General features: G+C 61.0%; 21 protein-coding genes and 2 pseudogenes. 16 read left to right on the forward strand and 7 right to left on the reverse strand.

From position 1 onward, the window contains the following. Positions 1–65: 65 nt before the first annotated feature. Together CDA63_RS08335 and CDA63_RS08340 are read right to left on the reverse strand one after the other, a co-directional pair. Positions 66–758, reverse strand: a complete 693-nt coding sequence (locus tag CDA63_RS08335; RefSeq protein WP_088463992.1) for a hypothetical protein — start codon at positions 756–758, stop codon at positions 66–68. Between the two features lie 108 nt (positions 759–866). Beyond that, a complete protein-coding gene (locus tag CDA63_RS08340; RefSeq protein ID WP_088463993.1) occupies positions 867–2267 on the reverse strand; it encodes a mercuric reductase in 1401 nt (466 codons plus the stop codon). Positions 2268–2408: 141 nt separating this feature from the next. On the opposite strand from CDA63_RS08340, the gene CDA63_RS08345 reads away from it, so the two are divergent. The 3 genes from CDA63_RS08345 to CDA63_RS08355 all read left to right on the forward strand — a co-directional run bounded on the left by CDA63_RS08345 (position 2409) and on the right by CDA63_RS08355 (position 4915). Continuing rightward, positions 2409–3143, forward strand: a complete 735-nt coding sequence (locus CDA63_RS08345) for a hypothetical protein (protein WP_126546782.1) — start codon at positions 2409–2411, stop codon at positions 3141–3143. 186 nt (positions 3144–3329) lie between these two features. Continuing rightward, positions 3330–4064 carry a hypothetical protein gene (locus tag CDA63_RS08350; protein WP_088463995.1) on the forward strand — a complete coding sequence of 245 codons (735 nt, stop codon included), beginning with the start codon at positions 3330–3332 and terminating at the stop codon, positions 4062–4064. Positions 4065–4123: 59 nt separating this feature from the next. Further along, positions 4124–4915 carry a hypothetical protein gene (locus CDA63_RS08355; RefSeq protein WP_126546783.1) on the forward strand — a complete coding sequence of 264 codons (792 nt, stop codon included), beginning with the start codon at positions 4124–4126 and terminating at the stop codon, positions 4913–4915. Positions 4916–5029: 114 nt separating this feature from the next. On the opposite strand, the gene sucD is transcribed toward CDA63_RS08355, so the two are convergent. Continuing rightward, positions 5030–5911 (reverse strand): succinate--CoA ligase subunit alpha, encoded by an 882-nt coding sequence (sucD, locus tag CDA63_RS08360; protein ID WP_088463997.1) that lies wholly within the window; start codon positions 5909–5911, stop codon positions 5030–5032. A gap of 269 nt (positions 5912–6180) precedes the next feature. Here sucD and CDA63_RS08365 point away from each other — a divergent pair. Both CDA63_RS08365 and CDA63_RS08370 read left to right on the forward strand, forming a co-directional pair. Beyond that, a pseudogene (locus CDA63_RS08365) lies at positions 6181–7155 on the forward strand (PLP-dependent cysteine synthase family protein); the annotation flags it as partial. Positions 7156–7199: 44 nt separating this feature from the next. Continuing rightward, positions 7200–7610 (forward strand): response regulator, encoded by a 411-nt coding sequence (locus tag CDA63_RS08370; protein ID WP_088463999.1) that lies wholly within the window; start codon positions 7200–7202, stop codon positions 7608–7610. Positions 7611–7715: 105 nt separating this feature from the next. Here CDA63_RS08370 and ade read toward each other — a convergent pair whose 3' ends face one another. After that, the gene (gene ade / locus CDA63_RS08375; protein ID WP_088464000.1) at positions 7716–9401 is read right to left on the reverse strand and encodes an adenine deaminase; all 1686 of its coding nucleotides are present in this window, start codon (positions 9399–9401) and stop codon (positions 7716–7718) included. Between the two features lie 284 nt (positions 9402–9685). On the opposite strand from ade, the gene CDA63_RS08380 reads away from it, so the two are divergent. The 5 genes from CDA63_RS08380 to CDA63_RS08400 all read left to right on the forward strand — a co-directional run bounded on the left by CDA63_RS08380 (position 9686) and on the right by CDA63_RS08400 (position 13387). After that, complete coding sequence (locus tag CDA63_RS08380; RefSeq protein WP_088464001.1) at positions 9686–10342, forward strand: hypothetical protein; 657 nt, start codon at positions 9686–9688, stop codon at positions 10340–10342. Positions 10343–10352: 10 nt separating this feature from the next. Continuing rightward, positions 10353–10745 carry a hypothetical protein gene (locus tag CDA63_RS08385; RefSeq protein WP_088464002.1) on the forward strand — a complete coding sequence of 131 codons (393 nt, stop codon included), beginning with the start codon at positions 10353–10355 and terminating at the stop codon, positions 10743–10745. 53 nt (positions 10746–10798) lie between these two features. Then, positions 10799–11500, forward strand: a complete 702-nt coding sequence (cmk, locus tag CDA63_RS08390; RefSeq protein WP_088464043.1) for a (d)CMP kinase — start codon at positions 10799–10801, stop codon at positions 11498–11500. 174 nt (positions 11501–11674) lie between these two features. Further along, positions 11675–12565, forward strand: a complete 891-nt coding sequence (locus CDA63_RS08395) for a 4-hydroxy-3-methylbut-2-enyl diphosphate reductase (protein ID WP_088464003.1) — start codon at positions 11675–11677, stop codon at positions 12563–12565. A gap of 267 nt (positions 12566–12832) precedes the next feature. Next, positions 12833–13387, forward strand: a complete 555-nt coding sequence (locus CDA63_RS08400) for a DUF502 domain-containing protein (protein WP_088464004.1) — start codon at positions 12833–12835, stop codon at positions 13385–13387. Between the two features lie 18 nt (positions 13388–13405). On the opposite strand, the pseudogene CDA63_RS08405 reads toward CDA63_RS08400, so the two are convergent. Further along, positions 13406–13986: pseudogene (locus CDA63_RS08405) on the reverse strand (O-acetyl-ADP-ribose deacetylase). A 189-nt stretch (positions 13987–14175) separates the two neighbouring features. Between CDA63_RS08405 and CDA63_RS08410 the strand changes: the two are divergent. The 6 genes from CDA63_RS08410 to CDA63_RS08435 all read left to right on the forward strand — a co-directional run bounded on the left by CDA63_RS08410 (position 14176) and on the right by CDA63_RS08435 (position 19219). After that, positions 14176–14463: a 2TM domain-containing protein gene (locus CDA63_RS08410; protein WP_088464005.1), complete on the forward strand. Its 288-nt coding sequence runs from the start codon at positions 14176–14178 to the stop codon at positions 14461–14463. Between the two features lie 91 nt (positions 14464–14554). Further along, on the forward strand, positions 14555–15679 hold the full coding sequence (locus CDA63_RS08415; protein ID WP_088464006.1) for a PQQ-dependent sugar dehydrogenase: 1125 nt from the start codon (positions 14555–14557) through the stop codon (positions 15677–15679). A 77-nt stretch (positions 15680–15756) separates the two neighbouring features. Next, entirely contained in the window at positions 15757–16230 is a 474-nt protein-coding gene (locus CDA63_RS08420; protein WP_088464007.1) for an ATP-dependent zinc protease family protein, read from the forward strand. An 84-nt stretch (positions 16231–16314) separates the two neighbouring features. Continuing rightward, a complete protein-coding gene (rimK, locus tag CDA63_RS08425; protein ID WP_088464008.1) occupies positions 16315–17220 on the forward strand; it encodes a 30S ribosomal protein S6--L-glutamate ligase in 906 nt (301 codons plus the stop codon). Positions 17221–17339: 119 nt separating this feature from the next. Next, positions 17340–18449, forward strand: a complete 1110-nt coding sequence (locus CDA63_RS08430) for a succinylglutamate desuccinylase/aspartoacylase family protein (RefSeq protein WP_242434610.1) — start codon at positions 17340–17342, stop codon at positions 18447–18449. A 98-nt stretch (positions 18450–18547) separates the two neighbouring features. After that, complete coding sequence (locus CDA63_RS08435) at positions 18548–19219, forward strand: OmpH family outer membrane protein (RefSeq protein ID WP_088464009.1); 672 nt, start codon at positions 18548–18550, stop codon at positions 19217–19219. 100 nt (positions 19220–19319) lie between these two features. Here CDA63_RS08435 and CDA63_RS08440 read toward each other — a convergent pair whose 3' ends face one another. Beyond that, the gene (locus tag CDA63_RS08440; RefSeq protein WP_088464010.1) at positions 19320–19883 is read right to left on the reverse strand and encodes a hypothetical protein; all 564 of its coding nucleotides are present in this window, start codon (positions 19881–19883) and stop codon (positions 19320–19322) included. A gap of 59 nt (positions 19884–19942) precedes the next feature. After that, the gene (locus CDA63_RS08445) at positions 19943–20611 is read right to left on the reverse strand and encodes an NAD-dependent epimerase/dehydratase family protein (protein WP_088464011.1); all 669 of its coding nucleotides are present in this window, start codon (positions 20609–20611) and stop codon (positions 19943–19945) included. Positions 20612–20649 lie beyond the last annotated feature (38 nt).

The following is a 20649-nucleotide window of genomic DNA, read 5'->3' on the forward strand; positions in this document are numbered from 1 at the left end:
TTCTTATGTGCTGCCGCGCTTGTTCAGCCCGGGTGGCCGGTCAGACACGTTGTTCGACCCGGCAACTATTCCTCTGTTTCGGGCAGCGTGATTTCACCCTCAAATTCGCCTGAATCGGCCAGATCATGCAGCCAATACTCCGACGAAACCAAGCGCACGGCGAAAGTCGCGGGGGCATCGGCGGGCGTGGCGGTCAGCTCCCAAAGGATGTTGTCGGCCGCCGTGAAGGGCGTGGCGGCCGCCAGGTCGGCGGCGTATAGGCGCTTGACGAGCGAGCGGTCGGAGAGGGCCGGGGCCAGGGCCCGGAGCACGAGGCCGGCCGTGAGTTCGGCCGGGGCGGTGCTGGCCTCGGGGAAGCTGACGGTGGCCTGCACCAGCACGGCCTCGCCGTTGGGGAATTTGCCGTTGTAGGCCCGGCGCAACAGCTGGTTGGCATCAAAAAGGTGTCGATGCAGGCTGATTTCGGGGTATTCCTCGAAAATCTTGTCGTTCTGCATGTCGTGCGAAATCTGGTCGATCTGGCCTTCGTTCAGCTCCTCGCTAAGGCGGTAGTTGAGCAGCACGCTGGCCGCTTCGGCCGGATCGAGGTCGGCTAGGGCCATCAGCGTCATTTCCTGGGTTTCGGGGTCGGAAAGGGCGTCGCCATCAGCAAAGCCGGCCGCGCTCAGAATGGCGCGGTAGTCGGCGGTTTGCCAGGTGCCGGGAATTTCGGCCAGCGTTTCTTTGCTCGTAATGGTCGTCAGGCAGGATATGGTCATGGGTTGAGAATTAGTCAGAAGGAAAAAGGGGGCGCGCAACGTCTGCTGCCCACCATGTTCTACTGGTTCGGTGTGGACATTAAAAAGAGAGGGTCAGAAAATGACGGCTTAGCCGCGTTCCAGCCGCTGAAAGGCATTATTGAGTACTTCGGCCCAGGTGGGATGGGCAATTACCATGTCTACCAGCTGTTGGTAGGGCAGTTTGCCGGCGATGGCCAGCTGGAACATCGTCATGATTTCGCCACCCTGCTCGCAAAGCACGGCCGCCCCCAGCAGCTGGTCGTCGTCGCCGACGAGTACCTCCACGAAGCCGTCAGTCAGGCCCGTTTCGGTGGCCCGGCCGATGGAGCTGGCCGGTACCCGGCTTACCCGAAAAGGCACCTTTTTCTCCCGGGCCTGCTCCTTCGAGAGCCCGATGCGGCCCAGCTGGGGCTCGGTGAACACCACGTAGGGCAGGGGCCGGTTGTGGTAGCTGCGCGACCGGCCGTGCAGTACAAAGTCGCGCACGATTCGGTAGTCGTCGTAGCTGATGTGGGTAAACTGGGGGCCTCCTTTCACGTCGCCGAGGGCATACACGCCTTTCGCTGGTGTGCGCAGGTGCTCATCTACTACCACGTATCCTTTCTCATCGGTGCTGATACCGGCTGCTTTCAGGCCCATGTCCTGGGTGTTCGGCATCCGGCCGGTGGCTATCAGCAAGTGGGAGCCCCGAATGCGCCGCTCGCCGCCGGGCGTGTCGGCGGTGAGGGTAAGTATGCCCTCGGCGTTGCGCGACACCTGCCGGGTTTCGGCTTCCAGCACGAACTCGACGCCTTCCTGCTCCAGCAGTTTTTGCAGCGGCTCGCTCACGTCGGCGTCCTCGTGGTCCATGATGCTGGCCGACGTTTCGATGACGGTCACGCGGGAACCCAGGCGACGGAACATCTGCCCGAATTCGACGCCGATGTAGCTGCCCCCCAGAATAATAAGGTGCTCGGGCAACTCCTGCAGGCCCAGCAGCAGCGTGTCGTTGGTGAGGTAACCGGCGACTTCGAGGCCCGGCAGCAATGGTATGGCGGCCCGGGTACCGGTATTGATGAAAATGAGTGGGGCCGTGAGCGTCGTCGTTCCCACCCCATCGGCCAGGTCGACGTGCAGGGTATTGGGGGCCGTGAACCGGGCCCAGCCGCGCACGAGTGTAATGTTGGAGTGCACCTGCGTGAGCTTGTGCTCGATGCCGGCCCGGGCCTGCTGGGTCAGGCGGTCTTTGCGGCCCACTACGGCTGCGAAATCGACCTCCGGCTCGGGAGCCCGGATGCCTAGCTCGTTGGCCGTGCGAACGAGGTGAGCCCGCTGAGCCGAAGCTAACATCATTTTAGTAGGTGCGCAGCCGTAATTAACGCAGGAACCACCCAGGTGCCCCCCCTCGATAACGCCTACGCGGCGGCCGGCATCGGCCAGGGCGTAGGCCAAAGGGGTGCCAGCCTGGCCGGAGCCAATAATAAGAACATCGTAGGAAGTGGCAGACATAAATGCGAAGTTTGAAGTAACCGGGGAAGCAGCCTGCGGCCGGCTCCCGCCCTCAGTACGCAACTGCCGGGCTTCCGGCCGGGCAACGAAACCCGATGTCGTTCGTTTGGCCCTCAGTCGACAGTTCCTTTTGCCTGCCCCATGCCCCTTTCACCGCGCGCGGTTTCTGCTTTCCTGCTACTGCCTTTGCTGGCCGGGTGCTCCTCGCTTTATTTCCCGCCCCCGCCCCAAGTGCCGCTGCTCACCCAGAAGGGCGAATGGAGCGCCAGTATGCACACCAACCTGAGCCAGAACACGGCCATACAGGGCGCCTACGCCGTGTCTGACCACCTGGGCGTGATGGGCTCGGCCTCGTTTCTGCACACCAACAAGAAAAAGGAGGCCGTCGACCACGATTTTGCAGAGCTGGGCCTGGGTTATTTCACCCGCATCGCCGACCACCGGGTGCTGGAGGTGTACGGCGGCTACGGCGGCGGGCGCACCAAGCGCGTCGAGCGCACGCCAACCGAGGGCATTACCCGTACTTTAGAGGGGGGACTCAACAAGTACTTCGTGCAAGTCAATTACACGAGCAAGGAGAAGAAAAGCTACCACGTGCTGGGCCGCGACTGGCCCCTGACCTACGGCACGGCCATGCGGGCGAGCTACGTCACGCTCACCGATTTCCACCTCAACCGCCAGCCCGCCTTCAACGAAGACAACATTTTCTTCGAGCCCATCACCTACGCCCGCGTCAAGCTCGTCGGCCCGCTCGATGCCCAGTTCATCAGCGGCAGCAACTTCGGCCTCAAGCACCGCAAGTTCCTCAAGGCCTCCAACTCGGTGTTCCAGTTCGGAATAATTGTGAATTTGGGCGGGCAGGAAGGGGAGAAGTAGCAGCGCCCGGGCCGTTTAAAAAGTCGGATGGCAACAGATGCTTTACTTGGTTTTTGGGGGTTATAGGTGGTTATTGGGCCGCTTGACCAGGATCTGGGCCTGCTAGTAAAGTCTGAACGGTGGCAATGATGGGGTGGCAGGGCCAGTTAATCTGGGTTTCTTGGGACGGTTATTAATCTCCCGCCCATGAAACACCTGTTACTCGTTGGACTGAGCCTGCTGGGGCTCTCCGGTTGCGCTCTGTACGTGCCCACCACGGCCGTTATGCCGCTGGTAAAAGCGCGGCAGGAAGCCGAGCTCACGGCCCTTGCCCACCCGTCGGGCCGGCTCGAAGTCAAGGCGGCTTACTCCCCGTCGTCTCACATAGCGGTGAGTGGCACGGGTATGGTTGGGCTCTGGACCCGCGGCGAGCAGTACCTGCGCACCGGCCAGGGCGAGCTGGGGCTGGGCGGCTACTGGCTGCTGGGCCGCCACGAGAACTGGCTCCTGAACACCACCGCCGGAGCGGGGCTGGCCCGCGTCCGGCGGCGCGACTGCCTCATTGGCTGCGACGAGTTGCGGGGCCGCTACGGCAAGGGCTTCGGGCAGGTGGGGCTGGCCTACGTGGGCGGGCAGGTCAGCACGAGCCTTACTTACCGGTTGTCGCGGGTGCAGTTTTCGCAGGTGCTCGACGAAGTGCGTCCGATAGCCGATTTCGGCCTTTTCCGGCACGACCTGACGCTGGCCGTGCGCTATCCGCTGAGCGTGGACAATGCTTGGTATACGCAGTTTGCGATGGGGAGCTCCTCTAGCGGCCGCCAGCCACCCAACGATTCTCAACCCGCTACTTCTCCGCCCTACCAACAGTGGTATGCTGGTGGGCTGCCGGCGCTGGTGATGAGCTTTGGCGTTGGCTGGCAGCCTCGCCCGCGGCCGCAGTAGCGGACAGTATATGGCGGGCCGCCATGCCGTTAGTTTACCAGCAAATAAGTTACTGCATCATGAAGACACGTTTATTCTCCATTATCCCGGCCATACTGCTATCCGGTTGCGCCGTGTACGTGCCTACCGTGCCTACTACACCGTTGTTACGCCAGAAGGGTGAAACAGAAGTTACGGCCGGTGTTCGGAGTTTCAGTAGCCTTGAGGCGGGCGCTGCCTGGGTGCCGGTTGGCCGGCTGCTGGTGGCCGGCGAAGCGGCTTTTAAACCGACAAGTGACAGCAAAACGAACAGCAGCACTATCAAAAACCGCGACTACCACCGTCAAGTTGGGCTGGGGCTGGGTACTTTCTGGCTGCTGGGCCGTAACCAGACCGGCTATCTGGCTGCTATCGGGGGCATAGGACTGGCCGCTACCCAAGTATATGACCCGTCAGTGGATATTGCGGTGTTGCTTTTACCCTTTCCGCCACTTGGCACTCCTAAACAGGGCAATTTATATCAGGCCCACTATCGGCGCTACTATGGGCAACTGTACTGGGCGGCCCAACAGAAACGTAGCAGTTACGGCTTTTCGGTACGGGGCACGCTGGTCGATTACTATAAACTGCACCGCGACCAGTTGCCCCTCGTTACCTCAAACCGCTTTTTCCTAGAGCCCACTTGCTTTCTGCGCTATGGTCGGGGACCAATTCAGGGCCAAGTCACGCTGGGCATTTCCGTGTCTCCTGGTGCCGATTCCAGCAGCCCCTATAGGAATAACCTAACGCCGGTTTCTACGCTTATCGGGATAGGAGTTGTGGTTCGGCCATCCATGCTGTTTCAGCGCTCCACCGAAACCAGTGTGCTTTAAGCAGCCCCGCAGTAGTGTCGAGCGGCGCTAGTATCAGTCAGTAGAGCCAATAGAAAGGGGTTGTTCTCTATGAAGAACAACCCCTTTCTAAAATGCGGAAAATTAATGCGTGACCTACTTGCCGCCCAGTACGCGCAGCATCGTTTCACCGATTTCGGCGGGCGAGTCCACGACGTGGATGCCGCACTCGCGCATGATGGCCATTTTAGCGGCGGCCGTGTCGTCGGCTCCGCCTACGATGGCGCCGGCGTGACCCATGCGGCGGCCGGGAGGGGCCGTCTGGCCGGCAATGAAGCCCACGACGGGCTTCTTGTTGCCGTTTTCTTTGATCCAGCGAGCGGCTTCGGCTTCCATGCCGCCCCCGATTTCGCCAATCATCACGATGCCCTCGGTTTCGGGGTCGTTCATGAGCATTTCCACGGCTTCCTTGGTGGTGGTCCCGATGATGGGGTCGCCGCCGATGCCGATGGCCGTGGTCTGGCCCAGGCCGGCCTTGGTGAGCTGGTCAACGGCTTCGTAGGTCAGGGTGCCCGATTTCGACACGATGCCCACGCGGCCTTTCTGGAAGATGAAGCCGGGCATGATGCCCACTTTGCACTCGCCGGCGGTCATCACGCCGGGGCAGTTTGGCCCGATCATGCGCAGACCCTCGCGGCCCTTCAGATACTCCTTCACCGCAATCATATCCTTGGTCGGAATGCCTTCGGTGATAGTGATGATAACTTTGATGCCGGCATCGGCAGCTTCCATAATAGCGTCGGCGGCGAAAGCCGGGGGCACGAAGATGATGCTGGTATTGGCACCGGTTTCGGCTACGGCATCGGCCATGGTGTTGAACACGGGACGCTCCAGGTGCTGGGTGCCACCCTTGCCGGGCGTTACGCCGCCCACCACATTGGTGCCGTACTCAATCATCTGCTGGGCGTGGAACGAGCCTTCGGAGCCGGTGAAGCCCTGGACTAGCACTTTGGAATCCTTGTTTACCAGAACACTCATAGAGGTGGGGTTAGCGAAAGGGGTTGCGTTGAGGGTGGGATACTATTCGCGGGCCCGAGGCCGGCGGTAGGGCAAAAGTAGGGTTTTCTACTTTAGCTATTAGCTGAAAGCCATTAGCTGGTAGCTTTTCGTTTCTGCCTGGCAGGCTACCAGCTGTTCTTTAATTGATGGTGAATGGTTTTTGGCTGAACAAAAGCTAACAGCTCTCAGCTAGTAGCTAACAGCTAAGGATAAGTTACCTTTGTGGGCTCAAAACCACTCACCCGAATATGTACTTCAATAACATCGTGGAAACCATCGGCCACACACCGCTGGTGAAGCTTAATAAGGTCACCGACGGCATCAAAGGCACGGTGCTGGTGAAGGTAGAATACTTCAACCCCGGCAACTCGGTGAAAGACCGGATGGCCGTGAAGATGATTGACGACGCCGAAAAAGCTGGTTTGCTGAAGCCCGGCGGCACTATCATCGAGGGCACGAGCGGCAACACCGGCATGGGCCTGGCCCTTACCGCTATTGCCCGCGGCTACAAGTGCATCTTCACGATGAGCGACAAGCAGAGCAAGGAGAAGCAGGATATTCTGAAGGCTGTAGGGGCCGAGGTTATCGTGTGCCCCACCAACGTGGCGGCCGACGACCCGCGCAGCTACTACTCCATCGCCCGCAAGCTCAACGCCGAAATCGAGAACTCGTACTACCCCAACCAGTACGACAACCCCTCGAATGCCCAGGCGCACTACGAAACCACAGGCCCGGAAATCTGGGCCCAGACGGACGGGAAAATCACGCATTTCGCGGCCGGCGTGGGCACGGGCGGAACCATCTGCGGCACCGGCAAGTACCTGAAGGAGCAAAACCCGGCCATCGTGTCGGTGGGCCTCGATACCTACGGCTCGGTGTTCAAGAAGTACAAGGAAACCGGCATCTTCGACGAGGACGAGATTTACTCGTACAAAACCGAAGGCATCGGCGAAGATATTCTGCCTAAGAATGTTAACTTCGACCTCATCGACCTCTTCATCAAAGTAACCGATAAGGATGCGGCCCTGATGACGCGCCGGCTGGCCAAAGAAGAAGGCCTGTTCGTGGGCTGGTCGTGCGGCTCGGCCGTATTCGGCGCGCTCGAATATGCCAAGGAACACCTCCAGGCCGACGACACCATGGTCATTATTTTGCCCGACCACGGCACGCGCTACCTGGGTAAAATTTACAACGACGACTGGATGCGGGAGCAGGGCTGGCTCTAGGCCACTCATTCTTCTTCTCCGGTCACTACTTAGCTCCCGGCATGGCCTCCAAGCTCCGCAACATCGTTCTGGTCGACGACAACGAAACCACCAGCTTCCTCAACAACCGCTTGCTCAGCCGCCTGGAGGTGGCCGAGCAGGTCCAGACGTTCCATAAGGCGGAGCAGGCCTACCAGCAAATCTGGGGGGGCGACAAGGGCCAGCAGCCAACCGGCGACGCACCCGACCTCGTGTTCGTAGACCTGAAAATGCCCGGCATGGATGGCTTCGAGTTTCTCAAGCTCTACAGCGCCCTGCCCGCCGAGGTGCGGGAGAAAACGGTCATGGCCGTGCTCACCACCTCCATGCACGCCGCCGACACGGCCCGCGTGGCCCAATACGCCGATGTGGAGTATCTGGCCAAGCCCCTGACGGAGGAGAAAATGAGCAAACTGCTGGAAAAGCGCTTCTAAGGTTAGAAGAGAGAAGTCAGTATAAAGAAGTGAGAGGCGAGACTTTCGTTCTGGCTACGCGCCATGTGAACGAAAGTCTCACCTCTCACTTCTTTATACTGATTTCTAATTTACTGCCACAGCCTCCACGAACCGGAAGGCCTCGCCGTCGAACAACCCTTTATCACTCAGCTTGAGGCTGGGAATAACGAGCAGGGCCATGAATGAAAGTGTCATGAATGGGGCCTGCAACGGCGAACCGAGGGCTTTAGCTGCCGCGTCGAGGGCAGTGTAGGCGGCCGCTACGGCCGGGCCAGGCTGGTCCGACATGAGGCCGGCCACCGGTAGGGGTAGCACCAACTCCTCGCCGGCGGGCGTTACCACGGCCAGGCCACCGCGGGCTTCCATCACCAGCTGTACGGCCCGGGCCAGGCTCGCATCGTCGGTGCCCACGGCCGTGATGTTGTGCGAATCGTGGCCCACGCTGCTGGCCAGCGCGCCACCTTGCAGGCCAAAGCCCCGGATGAAAGCCACCGCCGGCGGGGCGGCGTGGTAACGGTTAACGACGGTGAGCTTGAGGATGTCGCGGCTCAGATCGGGCACCACCAGCCCGTTTTCCACTAGTGCCGGCTCGTCGTGCCGGGCCGTAATCAGCTGGCCGTCGAAGCACTCGATGAGGCGGATGGTTGGCTGCTGGTTGTTAGCTGAAGCCGAATCTGCCGCTGGTATAGGAACCTGGAAATCCCCGGCCTGCACCTCGTGGGCAGTGAAGTTGTTGACGACTTCCACGGGCACGGCCGGAATCAGGGTTTCGCCGTTTTCGGCCACCAGCTTGCCATCGAGGTAGGTTTGGCGGACGCGGAAGTTCACCAGGTCATCGACCACGATGAAGTCGGCCGGGTCGCCCTCGCGGAGAAGGCCCACCGGCAGGCGGTAATGCTCGACGGGGTTGCGGCAGGCCACGCGCAATACCTGCAGTACGTTCTGGCCCCGGGCCACGGCCCGCTGCACCAGCTGGTTGACGTGGCCCAGCACCAGCGTATCGGGGTGCTTGTCGTCGGAGCAGAACATGAGGTGCTCGTAGTGCTCAGGCAGCAAATCGATCAGGGCCTCGAAGTTGCGGGCCGCCGAGCCCTCCCGGATCAGGATTTTCATGCCCGCTGCCAGCTTATCAAGCGCCTCGCCGGCCATAAAACACTCATGGTCGGTACTGATGCCGGCCTCGGCGTAACGAAGGGCGTCGGCCCCGGTCAGGCCGGGGGCGTGGCCGTCCACGGGCCGGTCGTAGCGCTGGGCCAGCCGGATTTTCTCCATCACCACTTCGTCGCGGTTGAGTACGCCGGGCCAGTTCATCATCTCGGCCAAGTAGCCGATTTCGGGGTGGTCGCGGAACAGCAGCTCAATATCGGCGGCGGTTATTTCGGCCCCGGCCGTTTCGAAAGGCGTGGCCGGCACGCAGGAGGGCGCCCCGAAACAGAACTTGAACGGCACCTGAGCCGCGTTGGCCAGCATGTACTTTACCCCGGCCACGCCCAGCACGTTGCCGATTTCGTGGGGGTCGGAAACGGTGGCCACAGTGCCGTGCACCACGGCCAGCCGGGCAAACTCGGAGGGCACCAGCAGCGAGCTTTCCACGTGCACGTGGGCATCAACGAAGCCGGGCAGCGCGTAGGGCAGGGCCGGGTTGGGAGCGGTGGCCCCCAGGGGCTCGATTTGGCGAATGCGCCCATTGGTTACGTGCACGGTGGCGGGGGTTATCGTGTTGTTAAACAAGTCGATAACGTTGGCCTCAAGGGAGAAAGCGGTGGACATAAGCGGATGAAAAAGCGCGGGGAAAAACGGAGCCGGGGGGCGGCAGCCGGGTAAAGAACCGTATATTTGTCGAAAATCTGCGCCGTGAGAAAGATTGTGACTGTGCTCTTAGCTGCCCTGATCGGGGCTTCTGGCCTGACGACGGCGGGCTGCGCCTCCCGCTCGCCTCAGCAGAAAAAAACGGCCTCCTTCAAGCGGAAAGCCAAATCGGGCAAAGTGCCCTGCCCCTGCGAAAGTCACTAGTGTTACAGTTTGCCGCCAGCATTCTATCTGCTGCTTCATTTATGAAATTCGTTACGCGAATCAGTGCGCTGCTGCCGTTGCTCTTATGGGGGCTTGGAAATACTACGGTGCGGGCGCAAACCTATAGCTCCGGCACGGTGGGGCTGCCACGCATTGTTAATTTTAAACCGGGCTTTTACCGATTGACTGGCGGCGACTGGCAGGCCGCGGAGCTGTACCTCGAAACATCGGGGGAATTGCGGGTGCGTACTGCCGGAGCCCGGGAGGCTACCTATTACCGGCCCGGCCAGGTAGAGGTGTTCGTGCTAAAAGCCGATACCTTTGGGGTAGTGCGAAGGCTGAATGCCTCGTCGCGGTGGCTGGAGGCGGTTTTCGCCCAGCGGCTCTACCGCTACGGCCAGTTCACTGCATTCAAGCTCGACCACAGCTACACCGGCGAGGGCGATTATTCACTCACCCGCAACCCCGTAGTGGCAGCCGGCATTGCCGAGTTGGTGTTGCAACCCCCAACCGGCGACCCGGTAATCGTACCCACCACGCGTGGGGCCTTCACCCGGGTTATGCTGCCACTGTTCGACGACTGCCCGGAATTGGCCGATCAGATTCGCAGAGGCAAAGTAGGCCGCCAGCACACCCGCCAAATTCTTCAGACTTACGCCCGCTGGCAGCAGGCCAACCCCCGGCCCGCCACTCCCTAACCGCTCTTCTATGCCCGACGAATCGCCCTTAGTCGCCCTGCAAACCGCTGCCGAAGCCGTCCGCCACCAGTTGCGGGTGAATGCCTACGATGCCGATGCCGTGCAGCGCCTCGACGAGTTTATCGAGGTACAGCGGCCCATCATCAAGGAAGCCGACCGCCAGGGCGTGATTACGGCGCTGGGCTGCTTTCTGGGCCAGTGCCTGGTGCAGACCTATGGCGGCACCTGGGCCCAGGACCCCCAAGGCAATACCGGTGTGGGCGTTAACAAGAATTCTTTTTTCAACCCCTTCTACCGCGTGAGCGAGCAGCTGACCCAGGGCCCGGCCCAGTCGGTAGCCGCTTTTTTTGCGGCTGTACCCGAGCGCCTGGCGGCCAAGCCGGGCCGTAAAACCTGGATTTAGTGAGTTCTTCGAGTAAGTCTGACCCCGACCACGGCCGCCGCCCCGACCTCACCATGCAAAAAATCGTTATTGCCATCGACGGCTACTCCTCTTGCGGTAAAAGCACCACGGCCAAAGCCGTGGCCGCCGAGCTGGGCTACGCTTATATTGATACCGGGGCCATGTACCGGGGCGTAACGCTGTACCTGCTGGAGCACGCTATTGCCTTCCACGACCTGCCCAAAGTGGAGGAGGCGCTCCACGACATGCAGATTACCTTCCGGCGCAACCGCCAGACCGGCCGCAACGAGCTATGCCTCGACGGCCGGATTCGGGAAGATGAAATCCGGCAGATGCGCATTTCCAACTCCGTGAGCGAGGTATCGGGCATTCCGGCCGTGCGCCACGCGCTGGTGCGCCAGCAGCAGCGCATGGGACGCCACCGCGGCATCGTGATGGACGGCCGCGATATTGGCACAACTGTGTTCCCGGATGCTGAAGTGAAGGTGTTCATGACGGCCGACGTGGTAACGCGGGCCCTGCGCCGCCAGGAGGAGCTGGCCATCAAGAACGAGCACGTAACGGTGGAGGAAATCGTGGAGAACCTGCAAAAGCGCGACCACCTCGACTCGACCCGCTCCGAAAGCCCCCTGCGCCGTGCCCCCGACGCCGTGCTGCTCGATACCACCCACATGATGATTGACGAGCAAGTAGATTTCGTGCTCGAACGGGTTTCGGCGGCCCTTTTTTCGCGGGCGGCAGGAGCGGCTGGCTAAGTGGGCGTTACCGCAGCAGCGGAGCCAAAACCCGGCCGCAATTGTTGTACTGTCGGAGTCCGGCCCGAAATTCGCTGGGCCTGGAGCCGCCTCCGGCAACGGGAGCAGTCGGCCCCTGCGAATAGAAATCGGGGCCGCCTGTCGGGTCCCCCCCGGCCTAACCAAGCAAAGCCCATGAACGTCCTCATTGATAAGAATTCCGGTTACTGCTTCGGCGTCGAGTTCGCCATTCAGATGGCCGAAGACGAGTTGGCCCACGAGAAAAACCTGTACTGCCTGGGCGACATCGTGCACAACCGTATGGAAGTGGAGCGCCTGCACGAGCTGGGCCTGCGCATCATCGACCGCGAGCAGCTGGAGCAAATCCATGATGCCAAGGTGCTGATACGGGCCCACGGCGAGCCGCCGGCCACTTACGAGCTGGCCCTGCGCAACAACCTGGAGCTGATCGATGCTTCCTGCCCAGTGGTGCTCAAGCTCCAGAACCGCGTGAAGCACGCCTTCGATGCCTCGAACCGCCAGCAGGGCCAGATCGTGATTTACGGCCAGCCCGGCCACGCCGAAGTAGCCGGCCTCACGGGCCAGACCCGCAACCAGGCCATCATCGTCATGAACGAGGCCGACCTTGACCAGGTGGACTTCGCCCGGCCCGTGACCCTGTTCAGCCAGACCACCAAGAGCACCGCCGGTTTCTACCGTATGAAGGCCCTGATGGAGGACCGCATAAAAGCGGCAGGTGGCTCGCTCGACTCCTTCGACGCCAACGACAGCATCTGCCGGCAGGTGAGCAACCGTGAGCCCGCCCTGCGCATTTTTGCCCAGCAGCACGACGTGGTGATATTCGTGAGCGGCCGCAAAAGCTCCAACGGCAAGGCCCTGTTCTCCGTCGTGCACCAAACCAACGCGCGCAGCTACTTCGTCGAGAACGAGCAGGAGCTGGAAGAAGCCTGGTTCCAGGGCGCCGAATCGGTGGGTATCTGCGGGGCCACCAGCACCCCCATGTGGCTGATGGAGCGCGTGAAGGCAAGCATTGAAGAAGTGGGAGAGGTGGCGGTTAGTTCTTAAATAACCCAAGTTGCGAACTAGAAACTAAAGCTAGCTCCCCTCCTTGGAAAGGAGGGGCTGGGGGTGGTTGACAATCGTTGAATAACCCCTGTCACGAATATTCTGGCGTCATCAACCACCCCCAACCCCTCCTCATCTGAGGAGGGGAGCCAACTGCTAAATCTAGTTTTAGCTCTCCGCAACTGGGGTGCAAAAGAACGTCATTCAGCGCGAAGCGAAGAATGACGTTCTTTTGCACCCCAGTTTCTCCAACCGTTCACAACCAAAATGCGGCAATACCTCAATTACTTCCTCAGCGGCTTTCTGATTGTGGCGCCCATCGGGCTCACGATTTACATTCTGTTCGCGCTGTTGCGCTGGCTCAATGACTTATTCGCGGGGCTGAGTTTCGATGTGCCGGGGTTGGGGCTGGTGGTGGCCGTGGTGCTGATTACGGCCGTGGGCTTCGTGGCCAAGTCGTTTCTGGTGCGGCCGTTCCTGATCATTACCGAGCGGTTGCTGCACCGCACGCCGCTGGTGAGCATCATCTATTCGAGCCTTAAAGACCTGTTCGACGCTTTCGTCGGCGACAACCAGAAGTTCAACCGCCCCGTGCTGGTCCGCATGAGCAGTTCCGAGCAGCTCTTCAAGATGGGCTTCGTGACCCAACCCAGCATGGCCGCTATTCTGCGCGACGACCTGCTGGCCGTATACTTTCCGCACTCCTACAACTTCTCGGGCGAGCTGGTGCTGGTACCCGTCGAGAACGTGACCTACCTGGAACTGCCCAGCAGCGAAATCATGAAGTTCATCGTTTCGGGCGGTGTTTCGCGGTTGGGGTAGGGTGCATACTAGTTCGGCTCACGCATCCGCCGAGGCACTCAATTCCTTCTTATACAACTCTTCATTCTCTTCATCAAAGACTACGAATACTATTTGCTGTGGCAACTCGTGCTGTGCCAGCCACTGCCTTGCTTCGCGCACGGCAATGGCCGTAGCCTCGGGCTTGGGGTAGCCATAGATGCCGGTGCTGATTCCAGGAAAGGCTATGCTAATTAGCTCGCGCTGGGTGGCCAATTCCAGGCTATGCCGGTAGCAGTTGGCCAGCAGCTCCGGCTCCCGCTTGTGGCCGCCGTTCCAGACCGGCCCTACCGTATGGATAACATGTTGAGTTGGCAGGCGGCGGCCGGGGTGATGACAGCTTGGCCAGTGGCTAGCCCCTTGCCGTAATGCCCGGCCCGTAGTTTGCGGCAGGCGGCCAGCAACTCGGGCCCCGCTGCCCGGTGGATGGCTCCATCGACGCCGCCCCCACCAAGCAGGCTGGAGTTGGCTGCATTAACGATGGCGGCCGTATCGAGATGAATAATATTACCGCGGTAGAGTAGGATGGAGCCGAAGCGTTGGGCGGTCGTGCGCCAGTTGGGGGTGAGAGAAGCAGGCATAAGCTAAAGGAAGTTAAAAATTGGCGTATAACGCCCCATAAGCTCCGATTCTACTCACGTATGCTTACACTTCAACCGGCCGCAGCAACGCTTCGGCCCTGGCTCCCGACGGTTGGGTAGATACCGGTTGGAGCAGGGCTGTAAGAGGGGTATGTTTGAAGCAGCTAATCACTCAAACGCCTCTGTATCATGGAAACTCCCGACCGCGACCCCCAACTCTGGCACCTGGCCCGCCAACGTGCGAAATTTCAGGCTGGTCTGTTCACGTTCCTGTTCGTAAACGCGATTCTCTGGGCCGTGTGGGCGTTTACGGGCCGCGAGTCAAACCCCATTCCCTGGCCGCTGTGGGTGACGTTCTTCTGGGGTATTGGCGTAGTGGCCCGAGGCCTGCGGGCGTACACCAGTTTCGGCTGCGCCAACCTCTCGGAGCGCGAGTACGAAAAGCTCGTGCGCCAGCAGCGCACCGAGCTGCGCTAACAGCGCTGCCCGAACGTGGCCGGGGGCTGGAAACCCGGACCCGGCCGCCCACCACGGCAACCTTCCCGGCTTGGCGTGGGTTGTAGGCACTATGAAAACGCGCTTCTTCCTGCCCCTGCTGCTGGCCCCGCTGGCCCTGTCTTCTTCTGTCGGACCCGGCCCCGCGTCGGCTGCCGATGCTAACCTGAGCAAAATCAAGCTGCCCGCCGGCTTCACCATCAGCTATTTCGCCCGGGGCGTGAAGAGTGCCCGTGAGCTGGCCGTGGGGTCCGACGGCACGGTGTACGTGGGTACCAAGGACGATAAAGTGTACGCCCTGCCCGACCGCAATAAGGATGGCCGGGCTGACGAGGTGATAACGCTGGCCACCGGCCTGAATGCGCCCAATGGCGTGGCCGTGCGCAACGGCGACCTCTACGTGGCCGAAATCAACCGGGTGCTGCGCTATGATAATGTGGCCGCCCGCCTCAAGCAGAAACCCAAACCGGCCGTGGTGTACGGTAGCCTGCCCGATAAGGAGTGGCACGGCTACCGCTACATTGCCTTCGGGCCCGACGACAAGCTCTACGTGCCGGTGGGTGCACCCTGCAACAGCTGCCCGCCCGAAGCGCCCATCTTTGCCACCATCAACCGCATGAACCCCGACGGCTCGGGCCTCGAAACCTACGCCTACGGCGTGCGCAACACGGTTGGCTTCGATTGGAGCCCCCAGGACAAGGCGCTGTGGTTTACCGATAACGGCCGCGACATGCTCGGCGACAACCTGCCAGCCGACGAGCTGAACCGCGCGGCTACCCCGGGCCAGCACTTCGGCTTTCCGTATTTCTTTGCTGGCGATGTGCCCGACCCCAAGCTCAGCAAGGGCAAGTCAATGGATACGTACGCGAAGCCGGCCCGGAAGCTGGGCCCCCACGTGGCCGCACTGGGTATGAAGTTTTACACCGGCCAGCAGTTCCCGGCCAAGTACCGTAACCAGATTCTCATTCCCGAGCACGGCTCCTGGAACCGCAGCAACAAACTCGGCTACCGCATCACGCTGGTCACGCTCGATGCGGCTGGTAAGCAGGCCGTCGGCTACCAGATCTTTGCCGAAGGCTGGCTCCAGGGCCAGCAGTCGTGGGGCCGGCCAGTGTGCCTGCTCGTGCTGCCCGACGGCTCTGTGCTCGTGAGCGATGACCAGAACGACGCCGTGTACCGGATCAGCTACAAGGGGTAGGGGTGAGAGCGAAAAAGAACGAGATTCTTCGCTCCGCTCTGAATGACGTTCTTTCTGACCTCCTTATCTTGCCCCCTATGAAAAAGCAACGTGAACCCAAACGCACCGTGGGGCGGCGGGAGCTGGTTGATTTTCCGGAGTTTCAGCTCTGGGGCGTAGAGGCCAAGGTAGATACCGGCGCCTTTACCGGAGCGCTGCACTGCTCCAACATCCACCAGGAAACCGACGCCCAGGGCATTACCCGCCTCCATGTGCAGCTGCTCGACCCCTCTCATCCCGATTTCGATGGCAAGCCCATGCGCTTCGAGAAGTTTGGGGTGCGCGACATCCGCAGCTCCAACGGCGAGGTACAGCAGCGCTTCGTTATTCAGACCACCATCCGGCTATTCGGGGAAGATTTCGTGACCGATTTCTCGCTTTCCGACCGTTCAGATATGAAATATCCCGTTCTTGTGGGGCGGGTTCTGCTGCGCCAGGCCCGGCTGGTAGTTGATGTGGCGCGGCGTAACGTATCATACAAACAGCAGCTGGCCGTTTCCTCTTCTTCCTGAACTCATTACCGGGTTCTTACCTGCTCCCAACCCCTACGCAGCCCCTGCGGCTGCCCAACCATTCGCCTTCAATCCCCGCATCTGATGAAATTAGCGATTCTGTCGCGTGAGCCGAAGCTCTATTCGACCCGCCGCCTGGTGGAAGCCGCCGAACTGCGCGGCCACGAGGCCGTGGTGCTCGACCATTTACATTGCAACCTGGTGCTGGAGCAAGGCCAGCCCGGCATTATTTACCAGGGCCAGAAGCTGGAAGGCTTCGATGCCATTATTCCGCGCATCGGCGCCTCGGTAACGTTTTACGGCTGCGCCGTGGTGCGCCAGTTCGAGATGATGAAGGTGCGCACGGCCATCGACAGCCAGTCGATTGTGCGTAGCCGCGACAAGCTGCGCTCGATGCAGATTCTGAGTCGGGCCGGCGTGGGCATGCCCAAAACGGCCTTCACCAACTACTCCGACGATGTGCCCGCCATGATTGAGCAGGTGGGCGGCGCGCCGGTCATCATCAAGCTGCTCGAAGGGACCCAGGGACTGGGCGTAGTGCTGGCCGAGTCGGCCAAAGCGGCCCAGTCGGTAATTGAGGCTTTCCATAACCTCAAGGCCCGCATTATTGTGCAGGAGTTTATTGCCGAAAGCAAGGGCGCCGATTTGCGGGCTTTCATTGTGAACGGCGAAGTAGTAGGGGCCATGAAGCGCCAGGGCAAGGAGGGCGAGTTCCGCTCGAACCTGCACCGGGGCGGCTCGGGCAAGCTCGTGAAGCTAAGTCGGGCCGAGAAAGCTGCCGCTTTGTTGGCCGCCAAATCGTTGGGTTTGGGCATTGCCGGCGTTGATATGCTGCAAAGCACACGCGGCCCGCTGGTGCTGGAAGTAAATTCGTCGCCCGGCCTCGAAGGCATCGAGCGCGCCACTGGCCTCGATATTGCCGGCAAGGTTATCGAGTACACCGAGCAACTGGCCCAGAAGCGCAAGCCCACGACCACGGTAAAGCAGTAGGTAATCTGAATAAATAGAGAACCGCAAGAAGTCATGCAGAGCGCAGCGAAGCATGACGTTCTTGCGGCTTTTTTCTTGGCTGATTTGCACAGTTTCACGTCTAAACTTCCTTCCCGCCCTTGCCCGATTCTGCCGCCTACTCCGCCGATAATCTGCTCCACATCAACGGCCTGACCATTAAGCCCGGCGAGCAGGTGCTTACCCGGCTCGTGATTTCGCGCCTGCCTTCGGGCACCGTGATTGACATTCCGGTGCACGTATTTCGGGCCACGGAGCCGGGGCCGACGGTGCTGCTGATGGCGGGCATGCACGGCGACGAGGTAAACGGCATCGAGACCATTCGCCGCCTTATTCGCCGCGATTTGCTGGAGCCTTTACGTGGCACCATCATCGCCATTCCCATCCTTAACATTTACGGCTTTCTCAACTTCTCGCGCGAAGTGCCCGATGGTAAGGACGTGAACCGCAGCTTCCCCGGTAACCCCCGGGGCTCGTTGGCCAGCCGGGTGGCCCACCGCTTCATGCGCGAAATCATGCCGCTCATCGACTACGGCATCGACTTCCATACCGGCGGCGCGGTGCGGGCCAACACGCCCCAAATCCGGTGTCTGCTGCACCAAGATGCCCAGACCGATGCGCTGGCTGAGGCCTTCGGGGCGCCTTTTACGCTGCACGCCAGCCTGCGGCCCGGCTCGCTACGCGAGACGGCTATGCAGGACAACCGCCGCATTATCGTGTACGAAACCGGCGAATCGATGCGGCTTGATGAGGAGGGCATCGACCTAGGCATTGCCGGTACGTTGCGGGTACTGCATCATCTGGGCATGGCGCCCGCGGCCCCGCTGCCGGCCAAACCCACCATCGTGTGTTTGCGTTCGACGTGGCTGCGGGCCAAGTACGCGGGTATTTTCCGGAGCCATGTACAATTAGGGCAGCACGTGGAGGAAGGCCAGGTGTACGGCTCGGTGGCCGACCCCTACGGCGAACGGTCGGTGCGGCTCGAATCGCCCGTGACGGGCTACATCATCGGCCTCAACCACATGCCCGTCGTGAACCAGGGCGATGCGCTGGTGCACGTAGCCCGCCTCGATGCCGCGCCCAGCCGCGCCGATGCCGTGGTGCCCTTCGACGAAAAACCCGCCAAACGCACCGAGCAGGAATCTTTGGAAGAAGACCAGGCCGAAGACCACCCGCTGGAAGACGACTCGCGGGGCGAGGAAATCTGGTAGAACCCTGCATCGGCTGCCGTCCTATTCTGGTTCTGGTACATTCCCCTTACTTTTGCCCACTTTCCAGCACTCCTTTTCGCTCCTCTCGCATCTTTTGAATGAAAAATTCGCTTCAACTTATTATCAACGCGGCGCTGGTGGTGGCCGTGGCCGTATTGTTTTACCTGCATTTTGCCGGCCAGCCGCCTAAAAAGCCCACCCGCAAGCCGGTGGCCGTGGTAACTACCACCGACTCGACGGGTGCGGTTGCCGCCGCGGAGCTGCCTGAGGAAACCGAGGAGAAAAACGACCTCACGGCCGTGGCTGACACCAATAAGGTGGGCTACGTGGAGTCGGGTAAGCTGCTCGACGGCTACCAGGGCATGAAGGACGCCCGCAAGAAGTTCGAGGGCAAGGCCCGCGGTTGGGAAGCCCAGAACAAGAAGCTCGTGACGGGCTTCCAGGCGGCGGTGCAGCAGTACCAGCAGAAGGCAGAAGGCATGAGCGCCGAGCAGCGGGCCGCCACCGAGCAGCAGCTCCAGGCCCAGCAGATGAAAGTAGCCCAGGAGCAGGAGAAACTCCAGCGCCAGGCCCAGGAAGAGGAAGCCAAAATGACCGAGCAGGTGCTGGCCCGCATCAACAAGCAGGTAGAAAAATACGGCAAAGCCAACGGCTACCGCCTTATTCTGGTGGCCTCGCCCAGCGGCACCATCGCCTACGGCCGCAAAGACCTCGACATCACCACACCCGTGCTGCGCCACCTCAACAACGAGTACGGAGGCAAGAAATAGCCCTTGCGCTACGCCCCTGGCCGGGGCGCCCGCTGGGCAACGCAACGCCCCCGCTGACCAGGTCGGCGGGGGCGTTGCGTTGCCCAGCGGGCGGGCTGGGTTAGAAAACGAAGCGCAGGCTCAGGGCCGCATCGTTGTAAAAACCCGTGTAACCACGGAATACTTCAAAAAATGGTTTGTAGTCGACGGCCGCTACGAAGGGCAGGTCGGGGAATTTGTACTCGAGGCCCAGGATGAAGTCGGCCCCGCCCACTACGTGGTTGCTTTCGTCGTAGGCATACTGGCGGTAGTAGTACTTGTCTTTGCCGCGGCGAAAGCGCACATCATCGAAGTAGTAACGGCCCTGGTAAACGCCCAGGTGGGCACCCGCGCCGTAATAAAACTGCAGGCCCCTAATATCGGCCAGGGGCAGGTGTTTTTCCAGTAGCAGCGTCAGCCGGCCCCCGCGGGCATCGTATTCGCGGGTAAGCAGGCCCTCGAAGGCCACATTATTCTTGCCGCTCAGAAAGTGCTTTACCGTGAGGCCCGTCGACCAGCCGCCGCCCCGCAGGCCGATGCCGGTGTTGTAGCCGGCTCCGCCGCCACTGCTTTTTTTCTGGGCCTGCGCCCCCGTACTTACTGTAAGTAGCGCCAGGAGCGCCGCACAAACCAACCAGAATTTCATGGGAAGGAGAATTGAATAAAAAGAGACTTCCCGCAAAAGTACCATAGTGGCGTTGTTAATCAACCTGCCGCCACACCTTTAGCTGCAATAGCATCGGAAAGGTGAATGCGGGTGCCACCGCCGTCCTCTTCAGCGGCGCGGAGCATAGCCCGGGCCACCGTATCGGCCCCGATGGCGCGGTAGGGGCGGAGTGGGCCGCGCAGCACCGGGTGCAGCAGGCCCAGCAAAGCGCCGGCTACCCGTTCGCCGAATCGGGGGTCGGCTCGGTGGCCGAGCAGCAGCGAGGGCCGGAAAATGTGGATGGCCCGGAACGAGGTTTGCTGCACGGCCGCCTCCATCTCGCCCTTCACCCGGGCATAGTAGCTGCGGGCGTGAAGGTGGGCCCCAAGCGAGGATACGACCAGCAGCTGGCCACCGAAGTTCGCGGCGGCCAGTCGGGCCAGCTCCGTTACGTAGGTGAAATCGACCTGGTAAAACGCCTCGCGGGAGCCCGCCTGCCGCATGGTGGTGCCGAGGCAGCAAAATACGTCGTCGGCCACCAACTGGGTCTGATAATCGGCAAGGCGGTCAAACGCCACGACTCGCTGCTCCAGCTTCTCGTGCACCAGCGGCAGGGGCGTGCGAACCAGGGCAATTACGCGGCTGTACCGCTCGGAGGCCAACAGCAGCGGCAGTAGCTGGTGGCCAATCAGGCCGCTGGCCCCGGCAATAAGAGCGGTTTTGCGCATCTGGGTTAGGTGATGGTGATTGGTTGCAGTAGGCGTGC

The sequence above is a fragment of the Hymenobacter amundsenii genome (genome assembly GCF_002204745.1).
GTDB classification, from domain to species: domain Bacteria; phylum Bacteroidota; class Bacteroidia; order Cytophagales; family Hymenobacteraceae; genus Hymenobacter; species Hymenobacter amundsenii.

Coding starts and splice junctions, on each gene's coding strand:
- CDA63_RS08335 (WP_088463992.1), bottom strand. CDS start 758: ATGACCATATCCTGCCTGACGACCATTACGAGCAAAGAAACGCTGGCC.
- CDA63_RS08340 (WP_088463993.1), bottom strand. CDS start 2,267: ATGTCTGCCACTTCCTACGATGTTCTTATTATTGGCTCCGGCCAGGCT.
- CDA63_RS08345 (WP_126546782.1), top strand. CDS start 2,409: ATGCCCCTTTCACCGCGCGCGGTTTCTGCTTTCCTGCTACTGCCTTTG.
- CDA63_RS08350 (WP_088463995.1), top strand. CDS start 3,330: ATGAAACACCTGTTACTCGTTGGACTGAGCCTGCTGGGGCTCTCCGGT.
- CDA63_RS08355 (WP_126546783.1), top strand. CDS start 4,124: ATGAAGACACGTTTATTCTCCATTATCCCGGCCATACTGCTATCCGGT.
- sucD (WP_088463997.1), bottom strand. CDS start 5,911: ATGAGTGTTCTGGTAAACAAGGATTCCAAAGTGCTAGTCCAGGGCTTC.
- CDA63_RS08370 (WP_088463999.1), top strand. CDS start 7,200: ATGGCCTCCAAGCTCCGCAACATCGTTCTGGTCGACGACAACGAAACC.
- ade (WP_088464000.1), bottom strand. CDS start 9,401: ATGTCCACCGCTTTCTCCCTTGAGGCCAACGTTATCGACTTGTTTAAC.
- CDA63_RS08380 (WP_088464001.1), top strand. CDS start 9,686: ATGAAATTCGTTACGCGAATCAGTGCGCTGCTGCCGTTGCTCTTATGG.
- CDA63_RS08385 (WP_088464002.1), top strand. CDS start 10,353: ATGCCCGACGAATCGCCCTTAGTCGCCCTGCAAACCGCTGCCGAAGCC.
- cmk (WP_088464043.1), top strand. CDS start 10,799: ATGCAAAAAATCGTTATTGCCATCGACGGCTACTCCTCTTGCGGTAAA.
- CDA63_RS08395 (WP_088464003.1), top strand. CDS start 11,675: ATGAACGTCCTCATTGATAAGAATTCCGGTTACTGCTTCGGCGTCGAG.
- CDA63_RS08400 (WP_088464004.1), top strand. CDS start 12,833: ATGCGGCAATACCTCAATTACTTCCTCAGCGGCTTTCTGATTGTGGCG.
- CDA63_RS08410 (WP_088464005.1), top strand. CDS start 14,176: ATGGAAACTCCCGACCGCGACCCCCAACTCTGGCACCTGGCCCGCCAA.
- CDA63_RS08415 (WP_088464006.1), top strand. CDS start 14,555: ATGAAAACGCGCTTCTTCCTGCCCCTGCTGCTGGCCCCGCTGGCCCTG.
- CDA63_RS08420 (WP_088464007.1), top strand. CDS start 15,757: ATGAAAAAGCAACGTGAACCCAAACGCACCGTGGGGCGGCGGGAGCTG.
- rimK (WP_088464008.1), top strand. CDS start 16,315: ATGAAATTAGCGATTCTGTCGCGTGAGCCGAAGCTCTATTCGACCCGC.
- CDA63_RS08435 (WP_088464009.1), top strand. CDS start 18,548: ATGAAAAATTCGCTTCAACTTATTATCAACGCGGCGCTGGTGGTGGCC.
- CDA63_RS08440 (WP_088464010.1), bottom strand. CDS start 19,883: ATGAAATTCTGGTTGGTTTGTGCGGCGCTCCTGGCGCTACTTACAGTA.
- CDA63_RS08445 (WP_088464011.1), bottom strand. CDS start 20,611: ATGCGCAAAACCGCTCTTATTGCCGGGGCCAGCGGCCTGATTGGCCAC.